Raw genomic sequence first — 14698 nt, forward strand, 5'->3', positions numbered from 1 at the left:
ATTACTTCCGACCCATATTTATGAAAAATCAATTCGTCGCAGTGGCAGTCGGTATCGTCTGTCCCATACAAATCATGTATGCAGCAGGGATAGAAAACTCAGATCAATCGATCTCGGCCTTTCTTGAACCCGGAAATTATACTGAAGTCAGTTTCGCTTACGTCGATGCTCAAGTGGACGGCAAAGTTCAAAACCAAGGTTTAATCAGTGAGTTGGGCATCACTGATTTTTCTACAGGGAATCTCGCTCATCAACAATTTTCTGGGAAATTTGCACTTAAAATTCAACCACATGAAAATATTTCTGCGGGAGTAATTTATGAGCAACCTTTTCATACTGATATCAATTATCAATATAGTCCTCGCTTACCAGATAGCTCAAATATCGATATTGAAAGCGCCGATATTAATTTTAGAACGCATAACCTAACTGGACTGGTAGGCTATCAACCCAATAATAATTGGAATATTTATAGCGGTTTAAGCCTACAAACATTTAAAGGTGATTTAAAAATATCTGGGCAACAATATGCTGCTCTCAATGGCTATCATGTTTATTTAAAACAAGATGAAGCGATCGGCTGGCTGCTCGGTTTCAGTTATCAAATTCCTGAATATGCTATTAAAACTAGCCTAACCTATCGTTCAAAAATCAAACATGACAATAAAACCTCTGAATCGACTTTGTATTCAAATGGTCCTTTTCAGTTAGTCCCTGACATCCATACATCCATTCAAACGCCACAAAGCGTCAATTTTGAATTTCAAACAGCTGTTAGCTCACATAATGTTGTATATGGCACAATTCGTTGGATTAATTGGAAAGATTTTAGCATTCAACCACCGCAGTTTAATGCTGTACTTCAATATGCAGCACTCGATCCGCAATACCGTGATTTAGCTGATATCCAATTGGTGGAATATCAAAAAGATCAATGGTCAGGAAAATTGGGGATTGCACATCAATTTAATCCGAGTTGGCTCGCTGCTGCAGAATTTATTTGGGACAACGGGACAGGAAATGCGGTGTCTACCTTAAACCCAAGTGATGGCTATCGAGGTTTAGGTTTAGGTATGATGCATAAATTTAACCCGAACAATTTTCTAGCGACTGGCCTGTATTATATGAAACTCTCAAAACCATCGAATACTGAAACATCTCATATTTCAGGTCTTGCAAGTGTCTCAGACAATGATGCCATGATCTATGGTCTGAAATTTGGTCACAGATTTTAAACGCTTTCTAAAAACAAAAAAAACGAGCCGAAGCTCGTTTTTTTATTTCAGTAAGAACTTACCAATGGTAGCTCACACCTACTTTACCTACTGGAAGCCATTCGTATTTGTCATCTTGTTCGATGCTACGTTCATGATCAGCAAGTAATTTGCGGTCATCAGCAGTACCACCAACAGCCGTTAATTTTGCAGTTGGGTTACCAGTGTAATAAGCACCTACTTCACCAAATACGCCCCAGTTTTTATTCAATTTTGGTGCAAAACCAAAACCTAGGTATGGTGCGATATCGTTATCGTAAGACACTTTACCGTTTAGACGATCGAAAGAAGTTTCTTTACCATCGATTTCGATTTCACCGCTTTTCGCTGTAGATTTCAAACCATATTCAGTGTCGATATAACCTACACCCGCAGCAACATAAAGCCCTTGAGCCCATGGATTAGCACTTGCACCCCAAGGACGTACTTCTGCATTTAAGTAAGCTACTTTGTTATCCATATCCATGTCGTATTTTACGCCATCTACAGATAAGTCATCTGACCATGAAATATCACCACCGTTATAACCTAAAGCAAGGCCGACGTATGGGTTCGCAGTCCAAAGTAACGCACCACCATAACCAGTCGTACCCACTTCTAGACGAGCGCCAGTTGGGATAAGTTGGTTTTGATCAAATGCATAGCCATCATGAACTACAGAGGTATCTGCCATTGCAGTACCTGCAGCAGTAAGTAGAGCAGCTACTGTTAATAAACGTAATGATTTCATGTGTTTCTCCTCAAAATAAACTTTTATTCAGATTTTACAGACTTGTTATATGGCACATGTTAAAAGGAAACTCCGCTTAACTTTTATGCAAATTTACTGATTTTTTGTTAACTTTTGATACATTTAGATTTTAATATTGATTAATAAAGAGTTTTTGTTTCATTTTTTTAAACATAATAATGATGCTTGAGAACAATTCTGTATATTTTGCGTATTTTTTATACAAACCTTATGAAAGTGCTACATCCATCACTCTTAATTTCTTGGTTTTAGTACTTGCTTAATAATTAATTCCGATCCTAGGCCGATTTACCATCTATTTTTGACTCGATTTAGTGTAAAATCTTGGAAAATTTTTTTCTGGATGGAAGAACATGTCTCAGCTTTCAACAATCATTGAACAAGCGTTTGAAGACCGTGCTAATTTCACTGCAGCTGACTGTCCTGCTGAAGTACGTACAGCAGTAGAAGAAGTGATCGCTGGCCTAGATAACGGTACATTACGTGTTGCTGAAAAAATTGATGGTGAATGGATTGTTCATCAATGGGTGAAAAAAGCCGTTTTGCTTTCATTCAAATTGAACGACAACAAACCAATGGAAGCTTGTGACTTACGCTTCTATGACAAAGTTGACACTAAGTTCTCTGACTGGACTGAAGAACAATTTAAAGCTGCTGGTGTACGTGTAGTACCACCTGCTGTAGCACGTAAAGGTTCTTTCCAAGCGAAAAATGTTGTATTGATGCCTTCATATGTCAATATTGGTGCATATGTTGACGAAGGTACAATGGTTGATACATGGGCAACTGTTGGTTCATGTGCACAAATTGGTAAAAACGTTCACTTATCAGGTGGCGTTGGTATTGGTGGCGTTCTTGAACCACTTCAAGCGAACCCAACAATCATTGAAGACAACTGCTTTATCGGCGCACGTTCTGAGATCGTTGAAGGTGTGATCGTAGAAGAAGGTTCTGTGATTTCAATGGGCGTATTCATTGGTCAATCAACTAAGATTTATGACCGTGAAACTGGCGAAATCCATTACGGCCGTGTTCCTGCAGGTTCTGTTGTTGTTTCTGGCAGCTTGCCGTCTAAATGTGGTAAATACAGCCTATACGCTGCAGTAATCGTGAAAAAAGTTGACGCGAAAACTCGTGCAAAAACAAGCTTGAACGAATTATTACGCGAAGACTAAGTCTTTATTTCAGCGGAGCATTCGTGTTCCGTGGAGCCTCTATCGCTCCTCGTCTCTACGGTTAGCAATGATCGTAGAGATTTTTTGTTTTTTTATATCTGGTTAATTTTGTTATGAGTACCCTTCGATCTTCCGCTATTCCTGTTTCTGATCCGTCTGCGGGTTTACGTATTACGGAGATTTTTTATTCATTGCAAGGTGAAGCCAATACCGCAGGTTTGCCTACGGTCTTTATCCGCTTGACGGGCTGTCCCTTACGTTGCACTTATTGTGATACAACCTATTCGTTTGAAGGCGGTGAACGCCAATCATTAGAAGAAATTATTCAAACCACTTTAGATTTTAAAACTCCTTATATTTGCGTGACGGGTGGTGAGCCACTTGCTCAACCGAACGCCCTTCCCCTCATGACTCGTCTGGCCGATTTAGGCTGCGAAGTCTCTTTAGAAACCAGTGGTGCTTTAGATGTGTCTAAAGTTGACCCACGTGTTTCAAAAGTTATGGATTTAAAAACCCCAACATCGGGTGAAGTTGCACGAAACTTGCTTAGCAACTTCGACCATTTAACGCCACATGATCAAATCAAATTTGTGATTTGTAATCGTGAAGACTATGAATGGTCAAAACAGCAAGTTGAGCGCTATAAGCTAAACGAAAAAGTCAACACCATTTGGTTCTCTCCGGCCTTTGCCATTGAAAAAGGTGCTGTTCGTTTGCCTCAGCTTGCACGTGATTTAGCACAATGGATTTTAGAAGACCATCTCCCTGTTCGCTTCCAATTGCAATTACATAAATTGCTTTGGAACGATGAAACTGGTCGTTAAGTTTTAAAGAATTATTTGGAGTAATGCATATGCGCCCTCGTGCCATAGTTTTATTGTCTGGCGGCTTAGACTCAACCACTTGTTTAGCTTGGGCTCAAGCACGTTATGAATGTATTGCCTTAAGTTTTATGTATGGTCAACGTTCTACGACAGAACTGGATGCTGCTCGTGAGTTAACTGAGCAGGCTGGTGTAGAACATCGTGTCATTAATATCGATTTAGGTAACTTAGGTGGCTCTGCGTTAACGGACCATAGCATTGAAGTTCCTGATCATGAACAAGCCGGTATTCCTGTAACTTATGTACCAGCGCGTAACACGATTTTCTTGTCATATGCTTTAGCTGCGGCGGAAGTTTTTGGTGCAGAAGCAATTGTCATTGGTATTAATGCGGTTGATTACTCAGGCTATCCAGACTGCCGTCCAGAGTTTATCGAAGCCTTTGCCAACATGGCTCGCCTTGCAACTAAAGTTGGCGTTGAAGGAAAACCACTTAAATTTGAAACACCTCTGTTACATTTATCCAAAGCAAATATCATTCGCTTAGGTATAGAACATGGCGTAGACTACAGTCAAACGGTGTCTTGCTATCAAGCAGATGACCAAGGTCGTGCTTGCGGTAAATGCGATAGCTGCCGTCTTCGTAAACAAGGTTTCGTTGACGCAGGTGTTGAAGATCCGACACGTTACATACCGAAATAACAAGGTAGGGTTTATGAAAAATTTAAAATCAAACATTATTCTTTCTGCTGCTTTCTCTGCAGCTGCATTGTTTGCTTCAGTTGCACACGCTGACAACGACAAGCTTCAACAAGCATATAAGAGCACTAACGTAAAATCTTCGTTAATTAATGTTTGTAAAGAAGAAACTGGCAAAGGTAAAAAACTAACTGCCGCTGAAGTTAGCAAATACTGTACTTGTGCTGTTGAAGCAGATGGTCGTTTAACCAATGCTCAAAAATGGGAAATCCAAAGCACAATCAACCAGAAGAAAAGCCCTGCAACACTCGCTTTTGTTCAAAAACAAAATAAAGACCTTCAAGCATGTTTCGGTCCTCAGTTAACAGGTAAATTAAAAAATTTAACTGAAGAAGCAATGAAATCTGCTCAAGCGAAAAAATAATTTTCGTTTTAAAAAAGCCTGCAAATGCAGGCTTTTTTATTGCTTTAAGTTCAAAGTAAATTCTGTATGATGGTCATATTTCACATACTTTGTTTAAGCCCCTTTAGGGATAAGACACGAAAAAGGAAATCTTCATGACTGAAATTAGCTTACCAAATCAAACCTTTCCAACTACCTCAGGTGAAGTCAACCTTGCAGAACTAAACAATGATTGGCTGATCGTTTACTTCTACCCTAAAGATTCAACACCGGGATGTACGACGCAAGCCATTGGGTTTTCATGCTTAAAAGATCAGTTTGATGCGCTTAATACACCAATCTACGGCATTTCTCGTGACTCGGTTAAAGCCCATCAAAACTTCACTGAAAAGCAAAATCTAAGCATTGATTTAATCAGTGATAAAGAAGAAGTGCTATGTCAGCATTTCGATGTAATTAAAGAAAAAAATATGTATGGCAAAAAGGTTATGGGCATCGAACGCTCAACCTTTATTTTCCATCATGGCAAGCTGGTGAAAGAATATCGTAAAGTCAAAGCCGCAGGCCATGCAGAACAAGTCCTAGAAGATTTAAAAGCATTACAAGCAGCATAAAAGTAATGATTTGAGCCTGCTCCTATAGGAATGGGCTCAAACTTAATAAGAGCTTCTAACTAGCGCAATAATGAAATTGCAATTCCCCACATCACAACGCCAATAATAAAGTCTAAAACTTTCCATGCCTTTGCACTTTGGAAGAGCGGTAATAAATAGCGCGCGCCAAATCCGAGGACAAAGAAAAATACCCATGAAGCTGTAATTGCCCCAATCGCAAAATATACTGCTGTCGATTCAAACTTCGTGGAAATAGACCCAATCAGCACAACCGTATCGAGATATACATGTGGATTTAACCATGTTAAAGCCAAGCAAATCAGTACCAACTTCAATAATTTTGTTTCATTCTTCTCACTGGGCGCTAAACTGCTCGAAGTTTTAAAGGCTTGCAGAAAATGCTGTGCTCCATAAACTGCTAAAAACGTTGCGCCCAAATATTTCGCTCCACTCACAATTTCCGGATGACTTTCAACCAATTGAGAGAATCCGAGCACACCTAGTAAGATGAGTATCGAATCAGAAGCAGCACAAATAGCGCAAAGCCAAAAGACATACTGCTTTTTTAACCCTTGCTTGAGAATAAACGCATTTTGCGCACCAATCGCGATAATTAGGCTAAATCCAATTGCGAGCCCTTGCATATAACTGTGCAACATTTTTAACTACACTTTCAAAGCTTTAAATGAATCTTGCTATTATCCAAGCTTATTGCTAAAAATAAGTATTTATAAATAAATATCAATATAACTAAGTTTTTCTTAGTTTATAGAATTTCTAATGCTCATAGGTGACTCATGTTACAAAGCAAACATAGTGAAGCATTTCTTGCGGTTGCAGAAACAGGAAGCTTTGAACAAGCAGCACTGCGTTTAAACATTACGGCATCTGCGGTCACGCTCAGGTTACAAACCTTAGAAAAGAAATTAGGTCATGTGCTCATTGTACGTGAACGACCCTGCCGCCCAACGCTTGCGGGCCAATCTTTATTGCATTATCTACAACACAGCAAATTACTAGAACATAATTTTCTGCAAAATCTAACAGGACAAACGGCGAATGCGTTTTATCAAGTCAATATTGCAACCAATGCTGACTCACTTGCGACATGGCTGCTTCCGCTACTCAAAGATCTCTTAATTGAAGAAAAAATCGTGATTCATTTTCAGGTCGATGATCAGTCACAAACACATCATTTATTAGAAGCAGGACTAGTCAATGCCTGTGTTACAACAGAATCAGAAGCCATGAAAGGCTGCGTCGCAGAATATCTGGGTGAAATGCATTATCGCTTTGTAGCAACCCCTGATTTTATACAAAGATGGTTCGGTCAAGGCGTGACGCGAAATGCGTTAAGGGCTGCGCCTGCACTGATTTTTAATGAGAAAGATGACCTACATACGCAATCGATTCAGAAAAATTTCGGACTCAATCCTTCACAATATCCACATCATTTCATTCCCTCTTCAACGGCATTTTTTGATGCCATTACGATGGGCTTGGGCTATGGATGGTTACCCGACTATCAAAGCAAAGACTTATTGGCAGAGGGAAAATTGATAGAGCTTTCAACAGAACTCAGTATTGATTTAGCCTTGTATTGGCATCACTGGAACCAACAATCTGTTCAATTACAAAAATTGACTGCTGTTGTGCTGCAACATGCCAAAGATCATATGTGTTAAACCCTGTAAGACTGCGGTTATTCAAGCCGCCATTGGCCTTTGAGCTGTATCAATACTTGCTCACCAACACCACCCAGTGCTTTACGCATACCAAAATCACTACGCTTAATGGTTGCTAAAGATTGAACATCCAACACTTTTGGATTTTGCGGATTTGGGGTGAGTGTGGTATCGAAGATCACAGGTTTAGTGATACCACGAATGGTGAGATCCCCTCGAATCATATACTTCGCATATGCCACTGGTTCGATTTGTTTACTGACAAACTTCACTTGCTTAAATTCAGCGGCATCAAAATATTCACTTCCCAAGATTAATCCCTTTAAGCTTGGGTTACTAAAACTAATGCTATCTACATCTAACAGTAAATGCGCTGAACCTTTATGTGGAATTTCAGGATCAAACTTAAGGTTCGACTGAACCTTATTAAAGCGCCCTTCTACAATAGACAGCCCCACAGATTTAATGCCAAAAGTGACCTGACTATTAGGCGTTAGCGTCCACTCAGCAGCATGTAGGGGCAATACGCAGCATAAAGCGAAGGCTCCCATATATTTTGCTAAGGTTCCGTGACGCAAATTCATGTTTTTCTCCTGAATAAAACACAGCCTAAAATCACTACAATGTTTATTTTTTTGCTCCATTGTAGTGCTAGAAATTTTAGCGTTTTTTTATAGCAGATTTGTTTTATCCTGAGTCATAAATTTGTGTTGAAGTTGTTTATAAATGTCTGTCTGTTGAAATTTTTGCAAAAAATCGACGGTACCTTGAGGAAAAGCATCATGCTGAATTTCACCACGATAATACGCTTCACGTACCGGTGTCGCTGAAATGGCTCCTTCTAGACTATCCAACTCAACCATTTCCCATTCGGGGAAGAATTTTAAATAATAAGAAGAATCATCTTTAAAATGCCCGATCAAACCGACTTTTGCATTCGTTTCAACCACGTCACTTACTAAAGATTTGACTAACTTTTGCCATTTTTCATCGTTATATACATCAATCACATGCACAAACTTAATTCGCTTCTGATCTTGCTCTGAAAAATTCGACAGGATCATCTGCTCACGTTCTACGGCCAAAAATGGATTTTTGATATTACGTTCATTTTGCGCCGAACCCAGTGCTAAAAGCACATATTGACTTTGTTGTAAGGCAATTTTAATGGTTTGCAAATGCGCTAAATGGAACGGCTGAAAACGCCCAATGAAAACCAAATAATCAAATGTATATTTCATATCAAATCAAACTTTTTATGAACTGAGCAGTTGTGCCACAGGCTGAAATATGCGACATAATGTCGAGCATAAAATCAAAACGAAACTTTTACGCAAGGATAGTACGATGACACTGAGCTGTATTCAACAACCCCATGAACATTTGAATGCGAATTTGGACAATGGCGTACTGACCTTAGCCATTAACCGACCTCAGGCGAAGAACGCGCTGTATACAGAATTATATCTGTGGATTGCCAAAGCATTAGATGAAGCTGATCAGGATTCTTCAGTGCGTGTAGTTGTACTCCGTGGTCAAGATGCGGACTTCAGTGCGGGCAATGACATGCAAGATTTTATGAAATCTGCTGCTCAAAAAGGACAAGCTCCAGCTGCAGAAGGCGCACCTTTTATTTTATTAAAATCTGCTGCTCAATTTTCTAAGCCGCTGATCGCTGCGGTTCGCGGTGTTGCCATTGGGATTGGTGTTACGATTCTGCTTCATTGCGATCTAGTCTACAGCGACAATACTGCCCTATTCCAAATTCCGTTTGTGAGCCTTGGTCTATCGCCTGAAGGTGCATCGAGCAAGCTATTGGTTCAACAAGCCGGCTACCATAAAGCGGCGGAATTACTGTTAACTGCTCAGAAGTTTGATAGTGCGACAGCGCTTTCAGCAAATTTGGTCAATAGCATTGAAGAAGATGCTTATGCGACAGCTGCGAAAAAAGCAGCACAGTTATCTGCACTTCCACTAGCGTCTTTGGTTCAATCAAAAGCATTAATGAAACATAATGTAGATGAAATCGTGGCATGGATTGACCATGAAGCTGAGATTTTCATGGATCGAGTAGGTTCTCCAGAAATGATGGAAGCTGTTGCAGCCTTTATGCAAAAACGCAAACCTGACTTCTCTCAGTTCAATTAATGTTTTAATGGAACGTAAAAAACCACTCATATTTGGGTGGTTTTTTTCATCTTAGCCCCAATCTATTTTCTAAATTTAAAAACTGGATGTTTCCACATGACTGCAGCATCACAAACTGAAACTAAACCTGAAAAGAAACGCTACTACGAGCCTGCGCCTGAAGGCATCGATATCGAGAATTTTAAAAAAATTGTACAAAGCCGTCGTTCTGTACGTAAGTTTACCGACAAGGCCATTCCAAACGATGTTTTAGATGAATGCTTAGACCTCGCCTTACTTGCACCCAATTCATCGAATTTACAACCGTGGACATTCTACGTCGTTCAAAACCCTACAAAGAAAAAACAATTAGTGAAAGCTTGCCTAGGGCAACTAGCTGCAAAAACTGCTGCTGAATTGATTGTCTGTGTCGCGCGTACCGACCGTGTAGATGAAATGGCTAAACGTAATATTTCCGAATTTCCATTCCCTGAAGCACCTGCAGCTGTGCAGAAGTATTACAAGTTCATTCCTTATAACTATAAGACAGGCTACTTCAACGCCCTAGGTAACTTTAAGAAAGTTGCTTTCAAAGTTGCACGTACACTGGATAAACAATTGCCTGTAACAGCATTTAATGAAGCAGATGCAAAACTTTGGGCGAGCAAAACCACAGCATTGGCTTGTGAAAACTTAGTTTTGGCTTTACGTGCCTATGGTTTTGACAGTTGTATGATGGAAGGTTTTGATGAACCTTTGGTGAAGAAGATTTTAAGATTAAATGCTCAGCAATACCCAGTGATGGTGATTGGTGCAGGTGAACGTGCTAAAGATGGTGTATTCTTCCCGCAGTATCGTTTTGACCGTGAGCTGTTTATTCAGAAGATATAATTTGCTTTCAAAAGAATAGTCACAACCGCAATTGACTGCATAACTTTAAATATTAGGTAAGTCCCGTCTCCCTTCGGGAAGAGGAGCATTCTTCGTAAGAAGATGAGGGGCATAATCTGATAAATCCTCTCCCTAACCCTCTCCTTTAAAAGGAGAGGGAACTTTCATTATGAATTAAAAACTTACATCCACCATTTGAATAAACTCAAATGCCGGCTCTTCATAAGGATGACTTACTTTTAAAGACCTTGCGACCTCACTCGCCTTCTCTTCAGGCACGATGGTTTCCACTCGCCATTCAGGGATAGACTCCAGCTGATCCAACTCACCAATAAAAGGATTTGCGCCTTTTACAGGTTTAAATTGCCCTGTACCTAACACCTTCATAGTTGCCTATACCGCCTGCTCCAGCTTCAAAAACAGCCAGTTTAGTCGACTCTAGGTGAGACTCAGGTACATAATAAATTAGTTTTAACATTGACTATTCCAGACGCTATTGTGCAGTCACATCATTTAAAGCACTGCAAATCATTTTCAATGCCGTATTATTCGATGCATGCGGATAGGTAGCATATAAACCTAGTTTCGGTAATTCCATATCTGTTTGAATGACTTTGACCGAATCATTTAAAAACTTCAGTAAATATTCGGGCACAAAACTCAGCCCCATACCCATATTAATCAAATTTAAATGCTGCATGACATTGGTCACCCACAGCATGTGATCATGTTGTTGCTGATCAAAAGGAATCAAGGCATTTAAGGTATCGTAAAACACAGGAGAAGCATTTTGTTCACACATAATAATGGTGTGATTTTTTAACTCTTGAAGTTTTAAGATGCGATCTGATGGATGCAAATGCGCTGCACCGACTAGATAAATCTGCTCACTTAAAACCTGAATATTGGTGAAGTCGTCATGAATTAAGTGATGACGAGTAAAGCTAATATCCAATTCGGTATTTTTAAGTTTTTGGATTTGCTCTGTACACGTCAAGCTATGTAAATGAATTTTTAAATCAGGGATATGTTGTTTTAATTGCGCCAAAATACTCGGCATAATTTTCAATTCTGCGACATTTAAAAAGCCAATATGTATTTGATTATTTTTGGCTTGCGCCACGTGGCGAGCTGCAGCTACAGCTTGTTTGGCATTTTCTAGTGCTTGCTCGGAATATTTCAGAAAAGCCTGCCCTTCATCGGTCAGTAAAACTTTGCGAGCAGAACGTTCAAATAATTGCACCCCAACCTCTTGCTCTAAGTCTTTAATTTGCTGACTAAGCGATGGTTGTGCTGTAAATAGTTTTTCCGCTGCCTTGGTAAAGCTCTGTTCTTTCGCCACCGTCACAAAATAACGTAAATGTCGTAATTCCATTCGCTTCACTCCACATACTTACTACATCACCCGTGTCATGCAGTCAAAATACCAATAGATCTATAGTTTATATGAATATCCATTCTACTCGGAAAATCATTTGCCTAGACTTCGGACTATTCCAAGTTTGCGCTTCACATACACATGGAGTTTTGTATGACACAGCAATTCGATACCGATGTTCTGATTATTGGCACAGGGCCTGCAGGTTCTACTTTAGGTTTGGCCTTGGCAAATTACGGCATACAGGTTCAGCTTTTTACCCAATTTAATTGGTTAGCCAATAGTCCGCGTGCCCATATTACCAACCAACGTGCGATGGAAGTGTTGCGTGACTTAGGTATCGAAGAACAGGTCAAAAAAATTGCAACGCCTTTGGAACAGATGGGTGAAAGCCTCATTACCACGAGCCTTGTCGGTGAAGAAATTGCCCGTATGAGTGCTTGGGGAACCGGTGATGAACGTCATGGCGATTATATTAAAGGCAGTCCTTGTCCATTGGTCGATCTCATTCAGCCGAAAATGGAAGCTTTGTTGGTAAAAAATGCGGCTGAACGTGGTGCAATTTATAATTTTAATACTGAATATTTGTCCCATGTGCAAGATGAGCATGGTGTAACAGCAACCTTTTTAAATCGTATTACAAATACTGAATTCAGCTTACGTGCCAAATATTTGGTCGGTATGGATGGGGCAAAATCCAAAGTCCTTGAACAGCTTGATTTACCCCTGGAAGGGGTGATGTCTCGCGCAGGTACAGTCTATGTCACGTTTAAAGCTGATCTTTCCAAATATGTGCAACACCGCCCTGCCATTTTGCAATGGATTGTCAATCCTGAAGCGAGCTTTGGTGATCTGGGCATGGGCTTACTCCGTGCCATTACACCGTGGAATGAATGGATTATGGGTTGGGGCTTTGATATTTCCAAAGGTGAACCACAAGTCACCGAAGAGCAAGTGCGTGGTCGTTTAAATGCCTTTGTCGGTGCTGAAATTGAAAATGTCGAGATTCAAAAACTATCTTATTGGTATGTGAACCAAACATGGGCAACTGAATATTCAAAAGGTCGTGTATTCTGCGGTGGTGATGCGGTGCATCGTCATCCACCATCAAGTGGCTTAGGTTCAAATACCTGTATGCAAGATGCCTTTAACCTCGGTTGGAAATTGGCGTATGCCATCAAAGGTTGGGCTGCTCCAGCTCTACTTGAATCTTATACCACTGAGCGTGCGCCTGTCGGCAAGCAAATCGTGGCGCGTGCCAATCAATCTCGCTTTGACTATAAGCATCTCAAAGAGGTATTTGGCTTTGACCAAGGCATCACAACTCAAGCTCAAATGATGCAACGTATTTTTGCGGAAGATGAACAAGCTGCAGAAATTCGTCAAAAGCTATATCAAGCCTTAGAAATTAAAAACTTTGAGTTTAATGCCCAAGGTGTAGAGTTGAATCAGCGCTATACATCCAATGCCATGATTGCTGAATCTGAACCTGAGATCTTTGCCAAAGATCAACAGCTTTACTTGCAAGCAACCACGCGTCCGGGGGCTAAAGTTCCACATACTTGGATTATTGATGCCAAAGGCGATAAGCAATCAACGTTAGATATTACAGGGCATGGTCGTTTCACCCTACTGACAGGTCTTTCAGGCAAAGGTTGGAAATCTGCTGCTGAATCGTTGAATCTACCTTATTTAGATGTGATTCAAATTGGATCACGTGAATATCGTGACGTTTATGGGACATGGAATGCGAAATCTGAAATCCATGAATCAGGCGCTGTCTTAGTTCGTCCAGATGGTTATGTCGCTTGGCGATACCAAGACAGTACTAATGCTGCTTTTGATTATGAAAATACGTTGAAGGCGGTGTTAAAGCAGATCCAATTGGCTATTTAATCAAAAACCACCTTCGGGTGGTTTTATTAATTCAATATTTTAGGATTTTTCTTTCCAACAATGTTGTTTTTTTTCTACACCTAATTCAGCTTTATCTAACAACAATACTAAATTTTGTGTTCGATTATTTGAACTTTTTGGCACAAAACTATTTTGACTATATCCATTTTTATAAACGCAAATCGACCAACTATATTTTGCTGGAAATATATGAATAAATTGCAAACTTTTCTCTGCAGAAAATGTAGCAATTCCGTCCTGTGTTTTTTTTAATGTAGATTCAGTAAAAGACTTGCCTTGCCATGTTGTAAGATTTAAAAATACTTCTGCATCGTCCAACTTTTCATTTTGCTCATTGATAACAGTTATATTAATTTTCGGATGCTTCGTTTTTAAAATAGGAAAGCACCCACTTAACAATGTTGACGGAAACATAAAGCCTAAAAGTAAAAATATTTTTATATCTTTTAATAATACAAATTGTTTAAAGCTCATTATTAATTTTTGCAGTTTTTTAATTATGCATTAGTTTACATAAAAAACCGCCTCACGGCGGTTTCAATTGTTCAAATATTACATCTGTAAAACATAACCCAAAACTAAAAACACCAACTGCAAACACACGACTGCACCAAAAAGCTTCCAGCCCTTTTTACGTAGCGCAGACTTATCCACTGCCGAATATTCCACTGTTTTAATCATGTCATCACCTCATCATGAGTGTTGATACTGAACTCGTTTAGTTATCCATCTTTCTTTTATCTTGCTATCTTTTATCTTGCATAGTTATTGTGCATAAAATACACACTAGCATGATTCCACAAATATAAAAGCAAAATCTAAACCAAGTTCAGCGGGAGAAATAAAATTTAAAAACCAACAAAAAACCACCCGTAGGTGGTTAAAAATCGAAAGCGATTATATGTGTAAAAACAAGCATTCACAATAATTAATATATCTTTTGGTAAATTTTAACCATAAA

The 14698-nt window shown here is 39.5% G+C and carries 17 protein-coding genes and 1 pseudogene; 10 read left to right on the forward strand and 8 right to left on the reverse strand.

The window, feature by feature from the left end; all coding sequences use genetic code 11:
• Positions 1-20: 20 nt before the first annotated feature.
• Positions 21-1235, forward strand: coding sequence for an OmpP1/FadL family transporter (locus FTT72_RS00615; RefSeq protein WP_257233380.1), 1215 nt, complete (start codon positions 21-23; stop codon positions 1233-1235).
• Between the two features lie 58 nt (positions 1236-1293).
• On the opposite strand, the gene carO is transcribed toward FTT72_RS00615, so the two are convergent.
• Positions 1294-2004 carry an ornithine uptake porin CarO gene (carO, locus tag FTT72_RS00620; RefSeq protein WP_180009952.1) on the reverse strand — a complete coding sequence of 237 codons (711 nt, stop codon included), beginning with the start codon at positions 2002-2004 and terminating at the stop codon, positions 1294-1296.
• A gap of 374 nt (positions 2005-2378) precedes the next feature.
• On the opposite strand from carO, the gene dapD reads away from it, so the two are divergent.
• From dapD to FTT72_RS00645, 5 genes are all read left to right on the forward strand, one after another.
• On the forward strand, positions 2379-3200 hold the full coding sequence (dapD, locus tag FTT72_RS00625; protein ID WP_078192022.1) for a 2,3,4,5-tetrahydropyridine-2,6-dicarboxylate N-succinyltransferase: 822 nt from the start codon (positions 2379-2381) through the stop codon (positions 3198-3200).
• Between the two features lie 113 nt (positions 3201-3313).
• Entirely contained in the window at positions 3314-4024 is a 711-nt protein-coding gene (queE, locus tag FTT72_RS00630) for a 7-carboxy-7-deazaguanine synthase QueE (protein ID WP_180177692.1), read from the forward strand.
• A gap of 29 nt (positions 4025-4053) precedes the next feature.
• On the forward strand, positions 4054-4725 hold the full coding sequence (gene queC / locus FTT72_RS00635; protein ID WP_180022497.1) for a 7-cyano-7-deazaguanine synthase QueC: 672 nt from the start codon (positions 4054-4056) through the stop codon (positions 4723-4725).
• Positions 4726-4738: 13 nt separating this feature from the next.
• Positions 4739-5146 (forward strand): hypothetical protein, encoded by a 408-nt coding sequence (locus tag FTT72_RS00640; RefSeq protein ID WP_078192024.1) that lies wholly within the window; start codon positions 4739-4741, stop codon positions 5144-5146.
• Between the two features lie 134 nt (positions 5147-5280).
• A complete protein-coding gene (locus FTT72_RS00645) occupies positions 5281-5739 on the forward strand; it encodes a peroxiredoxin (RefSeq protein WP_111883962.1) in 459 nt (152 codons plus the stop codon).
• A gap of 59 nt (positions 5740-5798) precedes the next feature.
• Here the strand turns inward: FTT72_RS00645 and FTT72_RS00650 are convergent, their stop codons facing one another.
• A complete protein-coding gene (locus FTT72_RS00650) occupies positions 5799-6398 on the reverse strand; it encodes a LysE/ArgO family amino acid transporter (protein ID WP_180177693.1) in 600 nt (199 codons plus the stop codon).
• A 138-nt stretch (positions 6399-6536) separates the two neighbouring features.
• Here FTT72_RS00650 and FTT72_RS00655 point away from each other — a divergent pair, with 138 nt between their 5' ends.
• Entirely contained in the window at positions 6537-7424 is an 888-nt protein-coding gene (locus tag FTT72_RS00655; RefSeq protein ID WP_180026887.1) for a LysR family transcriptional regulator ArgP, read from the forward strand.
• A 17-nt stretch (positions 7425-7441) separates the two neighbouring features.
• On the opposite strand, the gene FTT72_RS00660 is transcribed toward FTT72_RS00655, so the two are convergent.
• Together FTT72_RS00660 and FTT72_RS00665 are read right to left on the reverse strand one after the other, a co-directional pair.
• A complete protein-coding gene (locus tag FTT72_RS00660) occupies positions 7442-8008 on the reverse strand; it encodes a YceI family protein (RefSeq protein ID WP_180003275.1) in 567 nt (188 codons plus the stop codon).
• 87 nt (positions 8009-8095) lie between these two features.
• The gene (locus tag FTT72_RS00665) at positions 8096-8665 is read right to left on the reverse strand and encodes a nicotinate-nicotinamide nucleotide adenylyltransferase (protein WP_180177694.1); all 570 of its coding nucleotides are present in this window, start codon (positions 8663-8665) and stop codon (positions 8096-8098) included.
• A 106-nt stretch (positions 8666-8771) separates the two neighbouring features.
• Between FTT72_RS00665 and FTT72_RS00670 the strand changes: the two genes are divergently transcribed.
• Together FTT72_RS00670 and FTT72_RS00675 are read left to right on the forward strand one after the other, a co-directional pair.
• Positions 8772-9572 (forward strand): enoyl-CoA hydratase-related protein, encoded by an 801-nt coding sequence (locus tag FTT72_RS00670; RefSeq protein WP_180162957.1) that lies wholly within the window; start codon positions 8772-8774, stop codon positions 9570-9572.
• Positions 9573-9668: 96 nt separating this feature from the next.
• The gene (locus tag FTT72_RS00675) at positions 9669-10442 is read left to right on the forward strand and encodes a nitroreductase family protein (RefSeq protein WP_180109513.1); all 774 of its coding nucleotides are present in this window, start codon (positions 9669-9671) and stop codon (positions 10440-10442) included.
• 174 nt (positions 10443-10616) lie between these two features.
• Here the strand turns inward: FTT72_RS00675 and FTT72_RS00680 are convergent.
• Together FTT72_RS00680 and FTT72_RS00685 are read right to left on the reverse strand one after the other, a co-directional pair.
• A pseudogene (locus FTT72_RS00680) lies at positions 10617-10920 on the reverse strand (NGG1p interacting factor NIF3).
• Between the two features lie 15 nt (positions 10921-10935).
• On the reverse strand, positions 10936-11817 hold the full coding sequence (locus FTT72_RS00685; protein ID WP_180063430.1) for a LysR family transcriptional regulator: 882 nt from the start codon (positions 11815-11817) through the stop codon (positions 10936-10938).
• 156 nt (positions 11818-11973) lie between these two features.
• On the opposite strand from FTT72_RS00685, the gene FTT72_RS00690 reads away from it, so the two are divergent.
• On the forward strand, positions 11974-13716 hold the full coding sequence (locus FTT72_RS00690) for an FAD-dependent monooxygenase (protein ID WP_180177695.1): 1743 nt from the start codon (positions 11974-11976) through the stop codon (positions 13714-13716).
• Between the two features lie 39 nt (positions 13717-13755).
• Here FTT72_RS00690 and FTT72_RS00695 read toward each other — a convergent pair whose 3' ends face one another.
• Together FTT72_RS00695 and FTT72_RS16200 are read right to left on the reverse strand one after the other, a co-directional pair.
• Positions 13756-14211, reverse strand: a complete 456-nt coding sequence (locus tag FTT72_RS00695) for a hypothetical protein (RefSeq protein ID WP_180007616.1) — start codon at positions 14209-14211, stop codon at positions 13756-13758.
• A gap of 78 nt (positions 14212-14289) precedes the next feature.
• Positions 14290-14418: a KGW motif small protein gene (locus FTT72_RS16200; RefSeq protein ID WP_257233381.1), complete on the reverse strand. Its 129-nt coding sequence runs from the start codon at positions 14416-14418 to the stop codon at positions 14290-14292.
• Between the last annotated feature and the right edge of the window lie 280 nt (positions 14419-14698).

It is taken from the genome of Acinetobacter sp. YH01005 (assembly GCF_013420465.1).
GTDB classification, from domain to species: domain Bacteria; phylum Pseudomonadota; class Gammaproteobacteria; order Pseudomonadales; family Moraxellaceae; genus Acinetobacter; species Acinetobacter amyesii.